Raw genomic sequence first — 22,968 nt, 5'->3', positions numbered from 1 at the left:
CTGGCAAATGGTTTATACTAGTTGCATAAAGAAATGTGACTATTATTTTATAATTTTACTATAACTTGCTCAGTACTGAACATATTTATTAGGAGGTTTATTATTATGGAAATGGATACGGTCTTGATGAGTAGGTTGCTTACTGCACTGACCCTTGGTTTTCATATCATATTTGCAACAATTGGTGTTGGCGTTCCTTTGATGATTTCGATAGCTGAATTTGTTGGAATAAGGAAGAAGGACCCTCATTATCGAATGTTAGCTAGGCGATGGGCTCGTGGATTTGTGATAACTGTTGCAGTTGGTGTTGTTACTGGAACTGCCATTGGTTTACAATTATCCCTAATATGGCCAAACTTTATGCAAGTCGCCGGAAATGTTATTGCTTTACCATTATTTATGGAAGTTTTCGCTTTTTTCTTTGAAGCAATTTTCTTAGGAATTTATTTATATACATGGGATCGATTCAAAAAACCGATCATCCATTGGTTGCTATCCATTCCTATTGTGATAGGGGGAGGCTTGTCAGCTGTATTTATAACAACGGTAAATGCTTTTATGAATACACCAGATGGGTTTACATTCGAAAATGGAACGTTTGCAGCCGTAAATCCGATTGCAGCAATGTTGAACCCAGCTACTGCATCAAAGGTATTTCACGTATTGAGTTCTGCCTACTTAACATGCGCAGCTCTTCTCGCAGCTATAGCGGCTTTTATGATTTTAAAAAAGAAAGCATCTGCCTATCATAAAAAAGCATTAAAACTTACATTAACCGTTACCTTTATATTTGCGGCAATAAACTTATTAGCAGGAGACACTTCCGCTAAGTTTCTTGCTGAACATCAACCAGAAAAATTAGCTGCTGCTGAATGGCATTTTGAGACAGAGGAAGGAGCAGACTTGATCTTATTTGGTTGGTTAAACGAGGATAAAGAAACAGTTGGCGAGATTCGTATCCCTAATGCATTAAGTTTTTTGGCACATGGTGATTTTAATAGTGTGGTAACGGGATTAGAAGAGACCCCTGAGGAAGAAAGGCCACCACTTTGGATCCATTATATGTTTGACTTAATGGTTGTAATTGGTATGTTTTTACTAGGAATATCTTTCTTTTATCTTCTTGTAAGTAAAGTGAAAAAGTGGAATGAACATAACAAATGGTTGCTCTGGTCCATCTTCTTAAGCGGACCCTTAGCATTCCTTGCGATAGAGTTTGGTTGGATTTATGCGGAAGAAGGTCGTCAACCTTGGATCATTAGAGGCTACATGACGGTAGAAGAGGCAGCAACATCTTCCCCGTATGTTGGACTCATGTTCCTATTATTCTTAGGCTTATATATTGTGCTTGGAACATTGTGTATCATTACATTACGGAAGATGTTTCATAACAATCCAGCGGAGGAAGAATTGGAAAAACAGTATCCAACCATTAAAAAGAGTCAAGAATAAAGGTAGGAGCTGTCTGTTATTGCGTAATTTCAACTGATGGAACTTCAAGTTGGGAGATTTGGACCTATGAGTAAGTTAAAAGATATGGCAAAAGCACAGAAAAAAAGCATGTTGTTTTTAGTTATTTCAGCTGTGATTACTAGTGCGACAGTAATTGTACAGGCTTATCTTTTTGTAGCAATTGTTGATGGAGTATTTTTGAAAAACCAGTCATTTAACGAAGTCCTCCCATTACTAGGGGGATTATTGCTCGTTCTTTTGGCGAGAACCATTTTCAACTATATGAGTGGACAAAATGGGGTTAAAATGGCTGCCAAGGCAAAGGGTGATGTTCGTAAGTCCCTTTTAATGAAATATTCGAGGAATCCCATGCAGGCTTCATATCGTGGGCAATCGGGAAATAAAGTAAGTGTCATGATGGATGCTGTTGATGGAATTGATAGCTATTTTAGTCAATACATTCCACAAATTATTCAAACATCCTTCATACCACTTGTAGTTCTTGTAGTAGTATTCACGCAGCATGTGAACTCAGGAATTATTATGATAATCACTGCGCCATTTATTCCTATTTTTATGATTATCATTGGATTGCAAACGAAAAAAAAGTCAGAAGAGCAGTTGGAAAAACTAGCTACATTTTCAGGTCGGTTCTTAGACATTTTACAAGGGCTTACTACGCTTAAATTATTTGGTCGGGCGAAACAGCAAAAAGACTCCATCAGGCAAAGCAGTCTTAAGTTCAAAGATGCAACGATGGAGGTATTAAAAATTGCTTTTATTTCTTCATTTATGTTAGAGCTTATTTCCATGCTCAGTATTGGGATAATTGCCCTTGAATTGGCGATACAACTTATTGTTTACGAAAGTATTTCCTTTTTTACTGCTTTTTTCGTGTTGGTATTGGTCCCTGAGTTTTATACATCGTTGAAAGAACTGGGAAGCACCTTCCATAATGGACGAAGTAGTATGGGCGCGGCGAAAAAAGTGACAGATGAGTTAGCAGAGACGGAAGAAGCTGTCCATTGGGGCGACACTAGATTACAAAAAGAAACAATATCACCAAGCATCGATTTACAAGCGGTAGCTTATAGTTACGGCGAAGATCAATTTTCGTTAAAAAATATAACTGCTGAAATTCCACCGTTCGGACAAATTGCCATTGTAGGACGAAGTGGTTCGGGGAAAACAACATTATTACATTTGATCGCTGGCCTGATGGCACCTTCAACTGGTGATATTGTTATTAATGGCAGGCCATTATCTGATCATCGAGAAAAAGATTGGTTTGACCAATTAAGTTATATCTCGCAGAATCCGTATATATTTTCAGGTACGATTGCTGAAAATATAGCGATTGGCGGTAATTTGGATGCAACCCTTATTGAAGTAAAACAAGCAGCTGAACAAGCAGGAATTTCTGACATGATCAAAACGCTTGAAAATGGCTATGATACGCCCGTTGGAGAAGCGGGCAGGGGACTATCAGGAGGAGAAAAACAACGGATTGCTATCGCACGAGCATTTTTGAAAAAGCCATCGGTCATTCTTTTTGATGAGCCGACAACAGGGCTTGATCTTCACACAGAACGAATCCTGCAAGCATCTATTAAACAATTGTCACAAAACGCAACTGTAATTACCGTTGCACACCGACTCCATACAATTAAAAATGCTGATAAGATTCTTTTCCTGGAAGATGGGAAGCTTGTTGCAGCTGGAACGCACGATGAGCTTATCGAAGCGGTTGCAGAATATCGTAATATGGTATCTGTTCAGCAAGGGGGAACTGCATAATGAAGGATTTAGCGATCGTCATTAAGTTAGTAATGACAGAAAAGAAGGATATTCTCATTTCGATTATCTTTGGCTTTGTCGCTGGTATAACTGCAGTTGGCCTCTTTGCTGCAAGTGGATACTTGATTTCCAAAGCTGCCTTTGCTCCTCCGTTATATACGTTAATTATTTTAACATCTACGGTGAAGCTGCTTGGAATTACGAAGGCAATTAGTCGTTATGCGGAGCGGTATTTCTCCCATCGAGCAACATTCACGATTTTAAGTAACTTGCGCGTTTCCTTTTTCGAAAAACTTGAGCCACTAGCACCAGGGATTTTTCAAAAGTATCGAAGTGGGGACTTGTTATCTCGAATTGTAGGAGATGTCGAAAGTCTGCAGAACTTCTTTTTACGGGTTTTTTATCCACCGATTGTTTTGGTTATCGTATTTTTAAGTACCATTTTATTTACTTCCTTCTTTTCAATTTCTGTCGCACTTGTCATACTCGCTGGATTAATTCTAACAACCTTTGTTATTCCTGCTTTATTTGCCATCAAGCAAGCAAAGATTGATAGTCATGTGAGGGAAGGAAGAGGAGAACTAGCGACCGAGGTAACCGAATTTCTTCATGGTTTTCGTGATTTAAAAATCTACCAGAAGCTTGAAGGAAAAGAACAAAGATTGATCCAATCCTCCGAAGCGTACATTAAAGAACAAGAACGAGAAGGCACCAACATGATGTATAGTCAATCAGTGAATATATTTGTATCGTTGTTTGTATCTTGGGTTGTGCTGGCATTGGGTGCCTATTTAGTAATTAACGGGCAATTGGAAGGGATTTTCCTGGCAATGCTATTAATGATTTCACTAACTGTTTTTGACGATGTTTCTTCCATGGCTGTCTTTCCAATTCACTTACAAGATAGCAAACGAGCAGCAACACGGCTCTTCTCCGTTGTTCGTGATGTAAGAACAGAAGAAGTGGGAGATAGACAAATGGAACAGCTACCATCAACTAAAGCTCCTGCGATTGAAATGAAAAATGTTTCTTTTGCTTTTCCAGACGATTGGCGTATGACTTTGAAAAATATTTATATAAGTCTACCAGCAGGTTCAAAAACAGCTATTGTTGGACCGAGTGGTTCAGGGAAATCAACAGTGCTACAGCTATTGTTAAAAATGAATCCAGCTAATCAAGGAAATATTTTTTTCGATGGGGCGTCCATCGATCAACTAAATGAAGAAAATATCTGGGAAAAAACAAATGTCGTTCTTCAAGAAAATCACTTTTTTCATGGAACGATACGTGATAATCTGCTTCTAGCTAAAGATGGATTGACTGATGAAGAAATGAAAAAGAAGTTGGCAATGGTAAGACTTAATCAGTTGGTTTTAACTGACCCCGTTTTTGAAAAAGGAGAAAATCTATCAGGTGGGGAAAAACAAAGGCTAGCTATTGCCAGAGCGATGTTAAAGGGAGAACGACTCTGGTTACTGGATGAGCCTACCTCGTCTTTAGACGCATTGACCGAACAATCCATTTATGAGCACCTCTTTGAACAAGCTAAGGGCGACACGCTCGTACTCGTTAGCCATCGCTTAACAGGACTGGAAAAAATGGATCAAATTATTGTAATGGAACAGGGTTCTATTATCGAATCTGGTACCTTCGATGAACTGATGCGAGAGCAAGGGTACTTTTATGAAATGAAACAGATTGAGAAGCAAATGCTTTAATTTGTAATCAACAAACAAATATAGCAATTAAAAAAACGCTCGGAGTTTAATCTGAGCGTTTTTAAACTGCTATTGAGAGATAAGATATTTTTCTTTGAAAGTTGGACTTAATTCACTCCACACATCAAATTTATTGCCATCTAAATCATAGAAAACAAAATTCCTTCCAGCGTGTCCTCTGTTTTCAATTTCTCCAACCCTTATCTTTTTTTCTATAAAATCTTTTTGTATAGCTTCTAAAGCGCTTAATCCATTAACTTCAAATGTTAAAGAAAAACACTCGACACCGTTAATATCATAGAAATTGGAGCTTTGGTTTTCTTTGGATTTAACAAGAAAGATGCTTTGGTTTGCAAAATTAAGAATTGCTTTATCTTCGTCTTTGTAGCTTAACTCTGCACCTAATTTGCTTACATACCATTCGGAAGAAAGTACTACATTAGTTACTGGAATATAAGTAGTTCCTATCCTTAATAATTTATGACTCATTCTATTGACTCCTTTCAATATTTTAATATATACTTTCTCCTTTTATGTATCTTTTTCCTTCTTAGTTCCATATCTTCCTTATTCACATTTTTCCGCTTGTATAATTTGGCAGCCCATTATTTTAGTTTGCATTTTTAATGCCTTGTTAGGAGAAAATTTAAAATTTTACTGACTCATTTTGCATATATTGATATGATAGAAAGAAATGTCTTGTGCGGTTTGAAGGGGGCACTTTTGATGGACCATGAAAGTGAAGAACGGCTAAGAATTTTTAAAGAAGAATTGAAACAGTTAGCTGAGGAGTGTTACATAGAAGAAAAGACTTATTATCATGTTGCAGAAGCCCATAATCAATATTATTTGAATCAGAAACAAAAGGAACAAAAAGTGAACGATATTGCTGCGGTTAATGTAAAAGCGAATAAGGAAGCACCCGTAGAAACGAAAAAGGTGAAAAAGTCGTTGTCACCGCAGCAGGTTCGTGAGCGTAATATTACATGGTCACTGAATCTTGGTGTAATCTTTCTGCTGATTGGTGGGTTAGTCCTTGCCACAAGTACGTGGGATACGCTGGTAAATTGGATGAAGACGGGCTTAATCGCTATCGTTTCGTTACTGTTTTTTGCGCTGGCAATATTCACGAAACGTATTTTAAAAATTAAGAAGACTGCCTTTGCGTTTTATGTGCTTGGTAGTTTATTTTTACCAATTGTGATCTTATCTGTAGGTTATTTTGGATTACTTGGTACATATTTTTCGTTTACTGGTGAGGGGCGTTACTTATTCGTCTCTGCTGGATGTCTAGCGGTATTGCCGGTATATTTATTCCTTTCTGTAAAACTTGCTTCGAGACTGTTCGTTTGGTTTTCGTTTATAACTTTTTCCGTGTTTGCCGGCTTCATAATAGGCTCATTTTACCTTCCGATCGATGGCTTCTACCTTGGAATTATGGTATTTAATGCAGCATTAATCATCGCTTATCATTATTTAAAAAAGCAGGAACGCTTTCGTCTTTTTACAAGTGAATTTGTACTATATATCCAGGGAAATTTAATTCTCTCCACATTATTGACGCTAACTGTTTATAATAATGAACTGATTTATAGCTTTAACCTGATTTTGACTGCTATATTATATTTTGCCATGATTTTTGTGACGAATCACAAAGAATATCATTTCGTCTTTAGTGCGATGCTTGTATATGGAGCATATCAATTAATAGAGTTTACGTTTATCAATGAAATAGGAGCCATAGCTTATGCATTAATTGGTTTTCTGTTTTTGGGATTAACTAAATTGGTAAAAGACCAAAGCGGGTTACATAAGGCATTTCGCTATACAAGTGCAGTCGTTTCATCCCTGGCTTTTATCTATATAAGCGTAGAAGGAATCGTATTACGCATGAATGAACCTTCTATGGTTTTGTTGATTGCCTACGTGATCATAGGATTAAACTTTTCGTATCTTGCAATTAAGGTAAACCGACCTCTATTTATCTACTTAAGTCCAGCGTTTTTCATGGTTGCTTTGTATGAAGCGGTATTATTGGGGCAGAGGATAGTTGGATATGAGTTCCTCAGTTTACCATTATTTATCGCCGGATTCTTCTTATATGTTGGGTTTGGTTGTTTGATGAGGGTTGACTTTTTTCAATCAATTAAAGAAAGCTCGCGGGACATTGGTAGTATCGTGATGCTGCTTTGTACGATGGAAAGTTTAGGGCTTACACAGTGGTGGCAAACTGGAACTATGTTTCTCTTGTTAGCTGTAATTGCATTCTTCATGACAAAATATGAAAAGCGTGCAGCGATTACAAACACTTCCCTGGCTCCAACGATTCATGCACTTTCAATTGGGTTGTCAGTTGTCATGTATTTTATCAGCACCTTGGTGAGTGAGTACATGTACGATCCAGTTTCTATTGTGGCACAAGGCTTTGTTGTAGCTGGGATTATCGTTCTTCTTGTTAGTTTTATATGGAAACAGTTTAGTAGAAGAGCTTTTTCAACACATGCATTTTTTGTTTCTCATTGTTTTTATTTGATCGGAATGCTGATGGCTTTTTCCAGCACATTCAGTGACATCCTGCGCTCAGCAGTCGTTCTTGGTGGAATTGGGATGGCCTATCTTTTCTATAAAAAGTCAGGGGACTCCGCAGCATCTTTTATCGTTAGTGGATTAACTTTGTTGTTTTATTTAACAGTGGTATATGCCATCTTTACACAAATGAAAATTCAAGCAGATTTGTATTACTCTTTACAGTTTGTTGCAGGGGCATTGCTACTTTTAAGCATCGGATTACTGATTAAAAGGAAAGACCGCATACTTATGAACAGCTATTTCTGGGTAGGGCATATTTACCTTCCGTTAGCCTTAATCGTTACCTTTTTCTTATTCGGTGAAAAAGCTGTTTGGGCATTCCTGGTTTCTATTGTTATTTATGCAGTAAGTGTGCGAAAAGCTGAAAAGGACTGGTTAATCAATCCGTTTTTGTATTCATTTTTCACATCAGCCTGGATTGCCATTGATCTCGGAATGCGATTATTAGAGCTGCAAGCGTATGAGCACTATTCCTTTCTGCTTACGAGTATTGGCTTAGCAATTGCGTGGTATATAGGCAAGGGTTTATGGAACAGGAGAATTGCCTTCTACACGGTGCCGTTCTCGTTCATTGGAATACTAGTATTCACTTTAGTAACACCATACAGCTTGCTAACGTTTTTTGTTACATTGCTGTACATAGCTCTTTTATTAGTTATTATGCATAAGGAGCGGTGGGATGTTTATAATCTTATCCCACTGCTGATAGCCTTTTATGCACTAGGTTTATACGGTAATTACAATGTTGAATCTGTGTATTTCATGTTGTATGCTGTTGCTGGTTTTGCTGTAATCTACACGGTAGTTGGTATGCTGAGCTATCCATTTATTTATCAAAATTCAATAAGCAAAGAAAAGCTCCCTATAATTGATTGGTACACTATTGTCTGTTTCATGGCGCTGTTTAGTTTGTATGGAATGACAACAGAGGAGTTGAGCACAAAGCTTTTACCTGGTATTCTAATTGCAGCCAATCTAGTTCTGCAACGGAAGCGAATTCCTTCTGTGGCACCAAAATGGTTTGTTTTTTCTGCATGTATCTATTTACTGCAACCCTATTATACGGTGTTGATGAATACTGATGTACCAGCTTTAATTGAACGGGAGATGTATGTCCTACCATGGATTGTTCTGATTATTTATCTTAAAAAGATTACAGATAAAAAAAACAAAGCAACCATATATGCCGTACAATGGTCTGTTCTGATTATCATTTCACTTCTCCTCATTCAGGATGGAATGGCTAGTAATACAATCTATGACGCGCTGATAGTTGGAACATTGTCACTGGCTTCCATGCTTGGTGGAATGCTCTATCGAATGAAGTCATTTTTCTTTGTTGGTGCGGGTGTCTTGCTTTTAAATGTGTTCCTTCAGACTAAGCCATACTGGGGAAACATGCCATGGTGGGGATACCTCCTGATTACAGGCTCTATATTGATTGGGGTAGCGAGCTACAATGAATGGCATAAACAAAAAACAGCAGACGGTAAGGAAACAATCCTCTCGATTTTTAACAAAAAGATTATACAAAAAATTAAAAAGTGGGAGTAATGAGGTGGGAAATTGGAAAAAGAGAAGAAGTCCGGTAAATGGGAATGGATATCCCATATATGGTCATTGGGTTATTACTAATAATCTTGTATTTTAAGTAGCATCTACATCTTCTTTTGTAGATGCTACAATTTATACAAATAACCAAAATTCTATTTTAAAATAGAATCATATGAGATAATGCGAATTACATTGAATTTTAATAGAAATACAACAAACGAGGGGGGATATAATGAGAAAGCCTACACCCAAAACGGTTATGCATAGCTATCCAGGCATGGTTGCGCTAGTGACAGCTTCCTATAAGGATGAAACGAATATTATGTCAGCAGGATGGCATTCCTATATTTCCTATAATCCACCGATTTATGGGGTGGCGATTGGGAGAGAACGTTATACATATGATCTAGTTAAAAATGCTGGATGTTTTGCAATTAACTTTTTGCCATATGAGAAAGCTGCATTTATTCAAGAAGCCGGAGTATATTCAGGTGGTAATTTAAACAAATTTGTAAATGGAAAAATGGTGTACGATCAAGTAATTACTATTGAAGCACCAATTCTTCGAGATGCGTATGTTGCATATGAGTGTAAAACAATCGATATTAATTCTTACGGTGATCATGATTGGTTTGTCGGAGATATAACCCAGTGCTATCGGGATGAGCAATCGTTTTTGGAAAATGGACTTCCAGATTTTGAGAAGTTAGAAATTCCACTTTATCTAGGCCAATCAGAATATGCACGGCTGGATCGGGATAGCAGGGTAGAGGGGTTTAAGATAGAAGAATAAGGACACGTTTTCACACAGCCCTTCCATGTAAGGTAGATGAAAAGAGGAACAATCCCAGATTTAGAGATTGTTCCTTTTACTAGATTAATTACTAGTTTCCTCTTCACTAGCCGCCATTCTATTCTTACTTTCTTTCGTTTCATACCTCAAATGATCAAGATCAATATCATTAAGCATGTTCTTTTTACCTGACAAGTTTTCGAGTAAATCCTTTACATCAATACCTGAAGAAGCCTTAAGTGATTCTTGTAAGGTAGACATCAAATTTGTTGCATAACCTGTTACCTTATTGGCACCACCCTCCGTACCACTGCTACCAGTGTCAACTACCGTAATTTTATCAATGTTTGCGAGTGGACTTGCAACTTGTTTTGCATATTCAGGAAGCATCTTCATAACCATATCGAGAATGGCCGCTTCACCGAATTGCTCGAATGCTTCGGCAATTTCCCGTTTCGCTTCTGCTTCTGCAAGACCCTTCAGGCGAATAATTTCAGCTTCGGATTCACCCTGTGCCCGTTGTGAATCTGCTTTCGCAAGACCATCGACACGAACTCGTTCCGCTTCTGCTTTGGCCATTGCTTCTGTACTGTATTTGCTTGCATCCGCTTCTGCCATTTGTTTTGCTTTATCTGCAACCGCAGCTTGCTCAACAGAGTAACGATCAGCATCCGCTTTCTTCTTCACCTCGGAGTCGTATTGCTTCTCACGACGGAGAATTTCTTTTTCTTCCAATTCGATTTGCTTTTGACGCTCAATAATTTTGATTTGCATTTCTTGTTCGGTTACTTCTTGTTTCGAACGAGCTGTTTCTAAATCATAGGCTTGGTCTGCACGAGCTTTTGCAGCATCTTGTTCATAGCGATACTCTGCAGTTTTTAATTGATTTACCTTCTCCGCTTCAGCAATTTCCGTTGCACGCTCTAATTCCGCTCTTTTGGCATCCTTTGCTGCCTCAGCTCGTTTAATACGTGTTTCTTTATCGGCTTCTGCTGTCGCAATATCCGCGTCACGTTTTACTTGTGCAATCCGTGGTTTCCCTAATGAATCCAAATAACCATTTTTATCTTTTACATCTTTAATAGTGAAGGATACAATAATTAATCCCATTTTAGCTAAATCTTGAGAGGCAACGCGTTGAACCTCCTGTGAAAACTTATCCCTGTTTTTATAAATTTCTTCTACAGTCATCGAACCTAGAATAGAACGAAGGTGACCTTCAAGGACTTCTTTTGCCTCGTTCTCGCGATCTTCTTTTGTTTTTCCTAAAAACTGTTCAGCAGCTGTTGCGATTTCTCCAATGGATCCACCAATTTTAATGATAGCAGTTCCATCAGCCATTACCGGTACACCTTGTTCCGTGTATACCTCGGGTGTTGTAACTTCTAGTTTACTAGATAGCAAGCTTAATGGTTCTGCTTGTTGGAAAACAGGTAATACAAATGTACCACCACCACGAATGATTTTTATTTTATTCCCTGATTCATCTACATGAACATTTTTCCCTCCAAGATAACTACCGGTTACAATCAGTGCTTCGTCAGGTCCCGCTGTCCGGTACTTTGTGACAAATACGCCAATAAGTGCAAGTAATAAAACGCCGACTATTGCAACTACAATCCACATTTCTGCCATTCTGTTTCCCCCTTATTTTTTAAAAAAAGTCTATTAAAATACAGATCCTATTGGATTAGTACATTTAATCAGTGTTCTCGGTATCTAAATCATCGTCGTAAGGAACGACATATAAGACACCTTTAACAACATCAAGAACTAACACTTGCTTTCCTTCTGCAATGGCAAGATTTTCATAGCTTGCAGAGGGCTTTGAAATCATTCCACTTTTGCTAGGTATGATTATTTCGCCAAACCCATTTTCAGGAATGGAAATAATAATCTTGCCAACCCTTCCTTTTAAAGACTCTTCTGTATAACTCAGCGATTCTTCAGCTGAGGACATTGGAATGAGAACAAACAAATTTAAGAGCGCATCCAGTATGAATGCAGTGAAAATTGAAATAACAATGATTAATAGACTAGATAATGATGTGAGTACCTCTAGTACATATCCTGTAGCCGAGAAAAGCGTAATAAATGCTAAAATAAGTGCAGGGTGAAGGAAACTAGAGAATTCTCCAATCCCTTCTAAAATGTCACCAAAGAATATGTAAAGAATCGTTAAGCTACCAGCTACAATAAGTAAAATTATGTAGATGGTTTCAATCGGTGTACCAAAAAGGGTCATAGTATCAGTCCTTTATAAAATGAATTTTTTCCTTTCAACTTATTATACGAATGTAATTAAAGATAGGTTTCATAAAAATCAAAAATCTTTCCAATTAGAGATTAACTTTACACTATTCAAAGCATTTCTAAAGATGAGATGAAAGGTAGGAGAGAGGAGTGGACCCGAATGTAGTGGCTTTTAGTGTAAATTAATGAAAAGTAAAAATTGCCCAGTATGATATTCCATCATACTGGGCAATTCACTATTATATAGTTGAGTTACTTATTTCTTTTACTTTCTCAATCCATCCAAACGGATCCTCTTGTTTCCCATATTGAATTTCCGTCAATGTATCATATAATTTTTTTGCAATTTCACCTGTTTTTCCATTATTAATAAATAGATGTTCAAGCTTCCAGGTTAGCTGTCCAATCGGTGAGATAACTGCAGCTGTTCCTGCGCCAAATGCTTCTTCCAAAAGTCCATCTTTATATGCCTGATAGACCTCTTCCATGGAAACTTTCCGCTCAATAATCGGAATGTTCCAATGTTTTAGCAATTGGATTACTGAATTCCTTGTCACACCCTCTAGAATACTTCCATTTAATGCAGGTGTAACAACTTCGCCATTGATTTTGAAAAATACATTCATGCTGCCGACTTCTTCAATGTACTTTCTTTCGATTCCATCTAGCCACAATACCTGTGCATATCCACTATTGGCAACCAACTCTTGTGCTTTAAGACTAGCGGCATAGTTCCCGCCTGTCTTCGCTTCCCCGGTACCTCCTGTTACTGTACGAACAAAGTTGTTTTCTACAGCAATTTTCACAGGATTAATTCCCTCTTTGTAATACGCGCCAACAGGCGATAAGATAACAATGAATTTATATTGTTGCGATGGTGCAACGCCTAGATATGGTTCAGTGGAAATAATAAATGGACGTATATACAGAGAAGTTCCTTCAGAATCCGGAATCCACTCTTTTTCCAAAGCAACCAGTCGTTTGATTGCCTCTAGTGCAAAATCTTCATCAATTGGCGGAATACAAAGCCGATCATTCGACCGATTTAACCGCTCTAGGTTTTTTTCTGGTCGAAATAACTGAGCGTCTCCTTCTGGTGAAAGATATGCCTTCAATCCTTCGAAAACAGTTTGGCCATAATGAAATACCATTGAGGAAGGATCTATAGTGAGTGGCTGATATGGTACAATGCGCGCATCATGCCATCCTTCAGGCTGTGAATAATCCATGATAAACATGTGGTCGGTAAACACTCTTCCAAACTGTAATTGATCTGACTCGGGCTTTTCCTTTCCAGTTGAACATAGATTGACTTGAATAGAATTATTTCCCATAATACTAGCCCCCGTGGTGTAAAAGTTTAATAACAATAGTAAGTTAAATTCTATATTAAAGCAAGACCTAACTGTATAAAATTATTGAATTTAATCAAAAATTAAATTGTAAGCGTTTTATCATAATTATATTGAAATCTATTGTAAAAATACCTTGTTTTTTCAAATTATTAGGTTTAATATACTCTCTATATTCATTTTGAAGGGAGGCTCAGCGATGGTTACATTTATTGCATCCATCTTACTATTAGTAATAGGTTATTTCGTTTATGGGAAGGTGGTCGAACGAATTTTTGGCATCAATGATCAGCAGGTAACACCAGCATATTCGAAGCAAGATGGCTTTGATTTCATGCCGATAAGTTGGTGGAAGGCGAGTTTAATTCAGCTATTGAATATCGCTGGGCTTGGTCCAATCTTTGGTGCATTATTAGGTGCTTTGTATGGTCCAGTAGCATTTTTATGGATTGTGATAGGCTCCATATTCGGTGGAGCTGTACATGATTATTTTTCAGGAATGTTGTCGCTTAGACATGGTGGCGCTCAATATCCAACCATCGTAGGTAAATACCTAGGGAAAAGTGTACAGTCAGTTATTAATGTTGTGTCTATCGTTCTAATGATTCTTGTCGCAGCTGCTTTTACTGCAGGACCAGCACAACTTCTGACTGAGATAACACCGCTTAGTTTTATGGCATGTATAGTTATTGTTTTTATCTATTTAATACTTGCGGCTGTATTACCAATTAATAAAGTGATAGGGAAAGTTTATCCAGTTTTTGGAGCAATCCTGATTTTTATGGCTGTTTCCATTGGCGTAGGAATGTTCTTTTTTGACAACCCTGTTCCAAACCTAACATTTAGTAATCTACACCCAGATAATCTGCCTATTTGGCCATTATTAATGGTTACCATTTCTTGTGGTGCTATTTCAGGATTTCATAGTACTCAGAGTCCAATCCTTGCTCGAACGCTTAAAAAAGAAAGTGAAGGAAGAAAAGTGTTTTATGGCGCCATGATTGGTGAGGGTGTGATTACATTAATCTGGGCAGCTGCAGGAATGGCATTTTTTGGTAGTACTGGAGCGCTTCAAGAGGCGCTTAGTGCTGGCGGACCTGCTGGGGTGGTAAATGAAATCAGTATATCTACCCTTGGTACATTAGGTGGTATTCTGGCAATTTTAGGTGTAATTATTCTGCCTATTACAACAGGAGATACCGCGCTTCGTTCATCCAGAATGATGCTTGCGGATTTATTGAAGCAAATTACGAAAAAAGATTTTGAAGGGAAATGGTCACTAACTCTCTTAATTATTCCAGTGGCATTACCAACTTTTTTACTTACACAAATCGACTATAGTTTTCTATGGCGCTATGTTGGATGGACAAACCAGGTAGTTGCAACAGTGATGTTATGGACGGGGGCAATGTATCTGCTAAAGCATCATAAATTCCACTGGATTTGTAGTATACCAGCGTTATTTATGACTGGTGTTACAAGTATGTATATCTTTTATGCACCAGAAGGCTTTAGTTTACCATATTCTACATCCATGATTATTGGATCAATTATTTGGTTAGCCATTCTTTTATGGTTTGTGAAGCAGCTTATTTCACATAAAGCAGAGAAGAATCAGCAGCAAGAAATGGTTGATCCAAAAGATGCAAAAGTGGGATAAGGCAAAAGCTATTACGTTAATGAAAATACCCTGAGTACTTTTATAGTGCCCAGGGATTTTGTATTGAACAGGAGATGAATAGATGATAAAAGCAATCCTATTTGACTTAGATAATACCCTGCTGTGGGATGATAAAAGTGTAAAAGAGGCTTTTAAAGCTACCTGTATGCTTGCCGAGAAGAAGTATGCTATCGATCCTGAGGTGTTGGAAAAACACGTGCGAGAAAATGCTAGGACGTTATATGCATCCTATCAGACATATCCTTTTACACAGATGATTGGAATTAATCCTTTTGAAGGGCTTTGGGGTAATTTTGCGGATGAGGGTGAAGATTTTCGTAAAATGAAGGAAATAGTTCCTGCTTATCGAAAGGAAGCTTGGACAAAAGGGTTAGAAGATTTAGGGATTAATGATCCTGAATTCGGCTATAAATTAGCGGAGACATTTCCAGTAGAACGTAAAAAAAATCCCTATGTTTATGAAGAAACATTCAAGGTACTTAATCAGCTTAAAGGAAACTATCAGTTGCTGCTACTCACGAATGGTTCTCCAGATCTACAGCAAACAAAACTGAGTATAACACCAGAGCTCGTGCCGTATTTTGACCATATTGTAATTTCAGGAGGCTTTGGAAGTGGAAAGCCAGATGCTGCTATTTTTGAGCATGCACTAGAGCTTCTTTCGGTAAAGAAGGATGAGGCGTTGATGGTGGGCGATAATTTAATGACAGATATTCTTGGTGCATCTAGGGTAGGAATAGATTCTGTTTGGGTTAACCGTCACCTTATAGAAAAAAGTGAAGGAATGCCGACCTATGAAATATCAAATCTAGAGGAGATTCTACCAATTATCAAGAGGATAAATCGTTCGTAAAAATAAAACAAGCACACAGCGGATTATAAATGCTGTGTGCTTATTCATAGGTTTGCGGACAAACTATAAATCTATTGCTGTTACATCGTAAATTTCATTTAATGCTTTTAGCTCACTAAGTCCTTCTTTTCCCAAGTGTTTATCAACTCTTAATAACATGATAGCATCTCCGCCGATATCTGATCGATCCACCTGCATGGTTGCGATGTTAATCTGATGTTGTGCTAACAAACTACCCATTCTACCAATTACGCCTGGTTGGTCTTTATGATGAATAACTACTATATGGCCCTCTGGCGTAACATCGACACTATAATTGTCCACCTTCACTATTCTAGGACCTAAGCCATTTAATAGGGTTCCTGAAACACTTCTTTTTCCTGATTTTGTTTTCACTTCCACTTTAAGTAAATTGGTAAAGCCCTTTGCTTTGGAAGTTTTACTCTCGTTTATTGTTATTCCTTTTTGTTCAGCAAGATAAAGGGCATTCACATCGTTAACATGGTCACCTAAATGGCGCTTCAATAATCCTTTTACAGTATTTCTGGTCAATGGCGCTACCTCTACCTCAGATAAATCACCTGAGTAATAGATAGTTATGTCTTCTACCACTTCTCCAGTTAAACCAATAAGAAATAATCCTAGCTTTTCTGCCAAATTAAAATAGGGCTCAATTCTGTTCATAATATCGTTTGGCACGGATGGAAGGTTAACAGGGTTTTTGACTAAATCTCCAGTTAAAAAACGGACAACATCATGACTGACATCGACAGCTACACTTTCCTGAGCTTCAAAAGTGCTTGCTCCAAGGTGTGGAGTAGCGATTACTTCTGGTAAATCCAATAACTTATGGTCTACGAATGGTTCTTCTTCAAATACATCGAGCGCAGCGCCAGCTACTTTTTTAGAAACGATGGCATCGTATAGTGCTTCTTCATCGATGATCCCTCCTCGGGCACAATTAACAATTTGTACGCCGGTTTTCATTTGCTGGAATGCACTAGCATTAATCAAGTGTTTTGTTTCTTTCAACAAAGGAGTATGTATCGTAATAAAGTCAGCTTTTTCTAAAACCTCCTGAATTGTACCATAGCCTATCCCCATTTTATCTGCTTTTTCTTCGGTTAAAAATGGATCATAGGCGATGACATTCATCCGTTGACCTTTGGCTCGAACCGTAACTTCTGTACCAATTCTGCCTAGCCCAATAACCCCTAACGTTTTGTTCTTTAATTCAACGCCTACAAATTTCTTTCGATCCCATTTGTGGTTTTTTAAAGCATGGTATGCCTGTGGTATGTTTCTAGATAAGGACATAATCATCGCCATTGTGTGTTCCGCTGCTGAATTGGTATTTCCGTTAGGTGCGTTGACAACAATGATTCCATGTTCTGTTGCTGCATCAAGGTCAATATTATCAACCCCAACACCGGCACGCCCGATTATTTTCAACTTAGACGCTTTGCTTATTACTTCACGAGTTACTTGAGTCTGGCTTCTTACTAAAAGCGCATCGTACGCTCCAATCTGGTCTGCTAATTCTTCTGGAGTTAACGTAGTATCGATTACAATATTCATATCTTCAGCATCTCGAAGCGGTTGAATACCTTCCTCGCTGAGTGGGTCACTTATTAAAATGTTAAACGCCATTATTTAACCTCCTGTGATAAATAAATTTCTTGGGCCGCGCGAGTTCCTGAACCAAGATCAATAGGCTGTCCAATTTTCTTTAAGCCAATTTCAATCGTGCTTATGATTTGCAAGACATCCGCTGGGGAACAATACCCCATATGTCCAATCCGGAAAATTTCACCTTTCATATGCGCCTGACCGCCTGCGACTGATAAGCCAAATTCTTTTTTAATCACTTTCCGTAACTGCTCGGACTGAGAATTTAACAGTTTTATTGCTGTTACGGTAGGAGAAGCAGCTTTATCACTGGTAAGCAACGGAACGTCTAGTGCTTGAAATGCTGCTCTAGTCATCTCCATCATCAAGTGGTGTCGTGAGTAAACCTGATCAAGACCTTCTTCATCTAAAAGTTTAAGTACTTGCTCTAATCCAAATAAAAGCGATACGGCTGGGGTGAAAGGGGTAGAATCTTTCTCTAAATTATCGCGGTACTTTTTTAAATCTAAGTAGAAACGTGGTCGCTTGTTATCCTCGATAACCTTCCAAGCACGTTCACTTGCCGCAACAAATGTCAAACCAGGTGGGAGCATCAATGCTTTTTGTGATCCTGTCACAAGTACGTCAACTCCCCATTCATCCATTTTTGTTTTAACAGCCCCAACACAAGAAACTCCGTCAACAACCACTAAAGCATCCGAGTTCTGGTGAACAACGTGTGCCAGTTCTTGAACGGGATTTAGTACACCTGTCGAAGTTTCACAATAGGTAGAAAAGACAACTTTAATTTCTGGATGTTTCTTTAGATATTCTTTTATACCTTCAGGATTTACAGCAGTACCCCACTCAACATCATAACGATGAACTTTTATCTCGTAAGCTTGCGCTATTTTGACAAAACGATCACCAAAGGCACCAGTAACGATTACTAACACATCATCTCCAGGGTGTGCGGTGTTTACAACCGCTGTTTCCAAACCAGATGTCCCGCTTCCTGTAATGATGAAGACATCTTGTGTCGTTCCAAATAGTGGCTTTAGTCTGGGCTTAATCCTTTGCAATAATTCTTTTGTTTCTTGACCCCGATGCCCAATTATCGGCTGGCTCATCGCACGTTGTACACTGGGTGGTATTGGACTAGGGCCAGGTATTCGTAATAACTGTTGATCTGGTAGCATATGTAAACTCTCCTTTGTTGGGAGTGCCTGTGTCACTCCCGATTATTATCGAATAAAAAAACTTTTCACCCTTTTCTTTGTTTATTGGTAAAAAGGGTGAAAAGTTACGCAACATAAGTATATCCTCTTGACTTTGAGTCTAATTTTTATTCATCATAGCAAATCTATAGTTGTTGTCAATGTATTTTGAGGATTTTGTAAATGTATAAAAATGGGTGTAAACGCTTAACCGACTACGAGTATTGATTTCAATTTTTTAATAAAATAAATACATTGAACAATAGGAAAATAAGTCATATAATTATTCGAAAGAAGGGTGGGAAACAAGATGAAAAAAGATTTACGTATAAAAAGTAAGGTTTTTAGTGAAGGTTCTATGAAGGCACCAAACCGTGCGATGCTTCGAGCAGTTGGTGTGTCTGATGAAGACTTTAAAAAGCCAATGATTGGGATTGCTAGTACTTGGAGCGAAGTTACGCCATGTAATATACATATTAATGATTTAGCTGCCAATGCAAAAGAAGGTGCAAAAGAAGCTGGTGGTGTACCATTAATATTTAATACAATTACTGTTTCAGATGGTATTTCAATGGGGACACAAGGGATGCGTTATTCGCTACCAAGTCGTGATGTGATAGCAGATTCGATTGAAACAGTGGTAGGCGCGGAGAATTTAGATGGATTAGTTGCCATTGGAGGTTGTGACAAAAATATTCCTGGCTGTATGATTGCCATTGCGAATTCAGAGGTTCCAGCGGTTTTTGTTTATGGTGGTACGATTGCCCCTGGATCACACAATGGTAAAGACATTGATATTGTGTCCGTGTTTGAGGGTGTTGGCCAACACAATAACGGGAATATAGATGACGGCGAATTAAGGTCAATTGAGTGTCATGCATGTCCTGGAGCTGGATCGTGTGGGGGTATGTATACGGCAAATACCATGGCCTCGGCAGTTGAAGCTATGGGGATGAGCTTACCGGGGAGCTCTTCAAACCCAGCGGAAACAATTAACAAAGTAAACGATTGTGTTGCTGCTGGTAAAGCAGTTTATCATTTACTAGAAAAAGATATTTATCCTAAAGATATTATGACGAAAGAAGCATTCGAAAATGCAATTACAGTTGTTATGGCACTTGGAGGATCGACGAATGCTATCTTGCATCTATTGTCTATTTCTCATGCTATTGGCGTAGATTTAACGATTGATGATTTTAATAGAATTCAAGAGAAAACTCCACATATTGCCGATTTAAAACCAAGTGGTAGATTTGTTATGCAAGATTTACATCGAGTTGGAGGAGTACAAGCTGTTATGAAACTCCTTTATGAGGCGGGATATCTCCATGGAGATTGTTTAACTGTAACAGGTAAAACTGTTGCTGAGAATTTAGCGGAGGCACCATCACTAGAGGAAGGCCAAAAAGTAATTATGCCATTTGATAACCCAAAACGTATTGATGGTCCATTAATCGTGTTAAAAGGTAACTTATCACCAACTGGCGCTGTGGCGAAAGTTTCGGGTGTTAAGGTAAAAAGGCATACAGGTCCGGCTCGCGTGTTTGATAATGAAAAAGAAGCTACAGCTGCTGTAATGGATAATAAAATTAACGATGGGGATGTAATCATCATTCGTTATGTTGGTCCAAAAGGTGGCCCAGGAATGCCTGAAATGCTGTCCATTTCAAGCATATTAGTTGGAAAAGGAATGGACGAAAAAGTTGCCTTATTAACCGATGGTAGATTTTCGGGTGGGACACACGGCTTAGTCGTTGGGCACATCTCGCCAGAAGCGCAAGACGGCGGACCAATTGCATTGCTAAAAGAAGGAGATCTAGTAACGATAGACTCAGACAAAAAAGAGATATCTTGTGATGTTTCTGAAGATGAGCTAGAAAGTCGTCGCAAGGGATGGCAAGCCCCAGCCTTATATAAAAAAGGTGTTTTAGGGAAGTATGCACATAATGTTTCCTGTTCATCAAAAGGCGCGATAACAGATTTTTTAACTAAATAGAGGATATGCATGCAAAGAATGGCTTCAGTTTTTTAACTGAGGTCATTTTTTTGTTATAAAATTGTAACAAAGTATTTAATCAATAGCTTTTTCAATCGTACAAACGTTGTAAGCGCATACAATTATTTGGACTTATTGAAAATATCAAAAAACTTCAAAAAACCTGTTGACCAACTAGCTAAAACGTTATATGATTGTCGGCAATATAAAAAAAATAATTCCTTGTAAACATGGAATGAGATTAACTCGATGACGGGAACGAAGGAACAAGTATTATGTATTAACAGAGATCTAGGGGTGCTGGAAACCTAGAAGTACACATTGTTCTGATATCATCCCTGAGTGCTAAGTCGAACAAACTTTTTAGTGTGTGTTCAAAAAGTGGCAAATTAGAAACAAGAAGTTCAAGGCGCGAAGATTTTGAGGACCGGAACGTATGCTTTTAATACGTGAGGACCGGAAAAACTGCGCAACGAAGAAATTCATCGTTTATCATTTGTTGCCTTTTTGAAAAAACTCTTTTAGTAGACTTGGTCAGGTGCATTAACATGTACCTGTTATCAAAGCAGGCTGTTCGTCAGCCTCTAAGGTGGTATTCGCGAGAATGCTATGAACATGGGTGGTACCGTGAAAAGAAGACCTCTTTTCTCCCCTATAATTCTGAATTTGTGCAGATTTATGGGGAGTGAAGGGTCTTTTTTTATACACAAGTTCCTGGGAGGTGACACTACAGGTAGTGAACGATACTACAATGTAGCAGCGTTAAGGCGATAGATATAGGTTGAAGTGCTGCGGTACCGTACAAATTAATCAATGTTCAGCAAAAAAATAAATGGTTGTGAATTGAGGTGTGAAAATGACAATTTTAGTTCAGAAATTTGGGGGAACCTCCTTACAAACACCGGCAAGCATTACTAATGTGATTTCCCATATTAAACATGCAATAGAAGGTCAATATAAGTTAGTTGTTGTTGTTTCAGCTTTGGGGCGTAAGCCTGATCCATATGCTACAGATACCTTACTAAGTCTAGCTAACCAAGCTAACCAATTTCATTCAAAACGGGAAAAGGACTTATTGATGTCATGCGGTGAAATAATTGCTAGTGTAGTGTTGTCTAATGAGCTACAAAATAATCATATTAAGTCAATTGCGCTTACTGGTGCACAAGCAGGCATTACGACTACATCTGATTTTACAGAAGCAAAAATTAAAAGTGTAAATACTACTCGCATAGTAAACGAATTGGAAAACCATGATGTGGTAGTAGTTGCGGGCTTCCAGGGGCAAACTTCTGCTGGTGAAGTCACAACGATTGGTAGAGGTGGAAGTGATACGACTGCGGCAGTCCTTGGAGCTGCACTAAACGCTGAAAAGGTTGAAATTTTCACAGACGTTAACGGAATCATGACGGCGGATCCGAGAATAGTTAAATCTGCAAGGCAATTAAAAGTTGTATCGTATACGGAAATTTGTAATTTCGCAAATCAAGGAGCAAAAGTGATTCATCCAAGAGCAGTTGAAATTGCTATGGGGGCAAATATCCCATTACATGTACGCTCAACTTATTCAATAGAAAATGGAACATTGGTGACTAGTGCAGGAATAAGGGAAATACCTGACCAGCCGATTACTGGTATTGCTCATATGCTTGAATTAACCCAGATCAAAATTAAAAATCGAGAGAAAATGCATCGTCATCATTCAGATATTTTTAAAGAGATTGAAGATGCTGGAATTTCGGTTGACTTTTCTACCATATCTTCAACCGATTTACTTCTCACGATTCCAAAAGTATATACGCAAACAGCAGTAGACTGTATAACAAACTTGGATTGTCAACCACAAGTAATCGAAAACTGTGCAAGAATATCAGTGGTTGGAGGTGGCTTGATGGGGGTTACAGTAGCATCTGGAATAGTGCAAGTACTTACTGAAAAAGGTATCGAAGTATTGCAATCAGCTGAAAGTCATACCAGTAATAGGGTATTAGTTTACGAGAAAGACTTAATGGATGCGGTTAATGTATTGCATGATTCGTTTAATTTGAGTCAAACGTTAGAATCAGGTATAAAATAATACTTGGTATTTCAAAAGAATGGGGTTG

The 22,968-nt window shown here is 38.2% G+C and carries 15 protein-coding genes; 9 read left to right on the top strand and 6 right to left on the bottom strand.

Annotated elements, in window-relative coordinates; genetic code table 11:
- Positions 1 to 105 precede the first annotated feature (105 nt).
- From CFK40_RS13975 to cydC, 3 genes are all read left to right on the top strand, one after another.
- Positions 106 to 1,452 (top strand): cytochrome ubiquinol oxidase subunit I, encoded by a 1,347-nt coding sequence (locus tag CFK40_RS13975; RefSeq protein WP_089532893.1) that lies wholly within the window; start codon positions 106 to 108, stop codon positions 1,450 to 1,452.
- Between the two features lie 66 nt (positions 1,453 to 1,518).
- Positions 1,519 to 3,249: a thiol reductant ABC exporter subunit CydD gene (cydD, locus tag CFK40_RS13970; protein WP_089532892.1), complete on the top strand. Its 1,731-nt coding sequence runs from the start codon at positions 1,519 to 1,521 to the stop codon at positions 3,247 to 3,249.
- Complete coding sequence (gene cydC / locus CFK40_RS13965) at positions 3,249 to 4,967, top strand: thiol reductant ABC exporter subunit CydC (protein ID WP_089532891.1); 1,719 nt, start codon at positions 3,249 to 3,251, stop codon at positions 4,965 to 4,967. Before cydD ends, cydC begins: the two co-directional genes overlap by 1 nt.
- A 69-nt stretch (positions 4,968 to 5,036) precedes the next feature.
- Here the strand turns inward: cydC and CFK40_RS13960 are convergent, their stop codons facing one another.
- Positions 5,037 to 5,456, bottom strand: coding sequence for a VOC family protein (locus tag CFK40_RS13960; RefSeq protein ID WP_089532890.1), 420 nt, complete (start codon positions 5,454 to 5,456; stop codon positions 5,037 to 5,039).
- 237 nt (positions 5,457 to 5,693) lie between these two features.
- Here CFK40_RS13960 and CFK40_RS13955 point away from each other — a divergent pair, with 237 nt between their 5' ends.
- Positions 5,694 to 9,110: a hypothetical protein gene (locus tag CFK40_RS13955; protein WP_089532889.1), complete on the top strand. Its 3,417-nt coding sequence runs from the start codon at positions 5,694 to 5,696 to the stop codon at positions 9,108 to 9,110.
- Positions 9,111 to 9,342: 232 nt separating this feature from the next.
- Positions 9,343 to 9,903 (top strand): flavin reductase family protein, encoded by a 561-nt coding sequence (locus CFK40_RS13950; RefSeq protein ID WP_089532888.1) that lies wholly within the window; start codon positions 9,343 to 9,345, stop codon positions 9,901 to 9,903.
- Positions 9,904 to 9,987: 84 nt separating this feature from the next.
- On the opposite strand, the gene CFK40_RS13945 is transcribed toward CFK40_RS13950, so the two are convergent.
- The 3 genes from CFK40_RS13945 to CFK40_RS13935 form a co-directional block, all read right to left on the bottom strand.
- Complete coding sequence (locus CFK40_RS13945; protein WP_089532887.1) at positions 9,988 to 11,538, bottom strand: flotillin lipid rafts scaffold protein FloT; 1,551 nt, start codon at positions 11,536 to 11,538, stop codon at positions 9,988 to 9,990.
- 64 nt (positions 11,539 to 11,602) lie between these two features.
- Positions 11,603 to 12,148 carry an NfeD family membrane protein gene (locus CFK40_RS13940; RefSeq protein WP_089532886.1) on the bottom strand — a complete coding sequence of 182 codons (546 nt, stop codon included), beginning with the start codon at positions 12,146 to 12,148 and terminating at the stop codon, positions 11,603 to 11,605.
- A 247-nt stretch (positions 12,149 to 12,395) separates the two neighbouring features.
- Positions 12,396 to 13,490, bottom strand: coding sequence for a branched-chain amino acid aminotransferase (locus CFK40_RS13935; protein WP_089532885.1), 1,095 nt, complete (start codon positions 13,488 to 13,490; stop codon positions 12,396 to 12,398).
- Between the two features lie 217 nt (positions 13,491 to 13,707).
- Between CFK40_RS13935 and CFK40_RS13930 the strand changes: the two genes are divergently transcribed.
- Positions 13,708 to 15,168: a carbon starvation CstA family protein gene (locus CFK40_RS13930; protein ID WP_089532884.1), complete on the top strand. Its 1,461-nt coding sequence runs from the start codon at positions 13,708 to 13,710 to the stop codon at positions 15,166 to 15,168.
- Positions 15,169 to 15,250: 82 nt separating this feature from the next.
- Positions 15,251 to 16,042, top strand: a complete 792-nt coding sequence (locus tag CFK40_RS13925) for an HAD family hydrolase (RefSeq protein ID WP_089532883.1) — start codon at positions 15,251 to 15,253, stop codon at positions 16,040 to 16,042.
- Between the two features lie 63 nt (positions 16,043 to 16,105).
- Here CFK40_RS13925 and serA read toward each other — a convergent pair whose 3' ends face one another.
- Positions 16,106 to 17,692: a phosphoglycerate dehydrogenase gene (gene serA, locus CFK40_RS13920; RefSeq protein ID WP_089532882.1), complete on the bottom strand. Its 1,587-nt coding sequence runs from the start codon at positions 17,690 to 17,692 to the stop codon at positions 16,106 to 16,108.
- On the bottom strand, positions 17,692 to 18,849 hold the full coding sequence (locus CFK40_RS13915) for a pyridoxal-phosphate-dependent aminotransferase family protein (protein ID WP_089532881.1): 1,158 nt from the start codon (positions 18,847 to 18,849) through the stop codon (positions 17,692 to 17,694). Before CFK40_RS13915 ends, serA begins: the two co-directional genes overlap by 1 nt.
- A 328-nt stretch (positions 18,850 to 19,177) precedes the next feature.
- Here CFK40_RS13915 and ilvD point away from each other — a divergent pair, with 328 nt between their 5' ends.
- Both ilvD and dapG read left to right on the top strand, forming a co-directional pair.
- Complete coding sequence (gene ilvD / locus CFK40_RS13910) at positions 19,178 to 20,863, top strand: dihydroxy-acid dehydratase (RefSeq protein WP_089532880.1); 1,686 nt, start codon at positions 19,178 to 19,180, stop codon at positions 20,861 to 20,863.
- A gap of 856 nt (positions 20,864 to 21,719) precedes the next feature.
- On the top strand, positions 21,720 to 22,940 hold the full coding sequence (gene dapG / locus CFK40_RS13905; protein WP_089532879.1) for an aspartate kinase: 1,221 nt from the start codon (positions 21,720 to 21,722) through the stop codon (positions 22,938 to 22,940).
- Positions 22,941 to 22,968: the final 28 nt, after the last annotated feature.

This window comes from Virgibacillus necropolis (genome assembly GCF_002224365.1).
Lineage (GTDB): Bacteria > Bacillota > Bacilli > Bacillales > Amphibacillaceae > Virgibacillus_F > Virgibacillus_F necropolis.
Note: the sequence above shows the minus strand (reverse complement) of the source record. Positions and strands in the feature narration are given on the sequence as shown.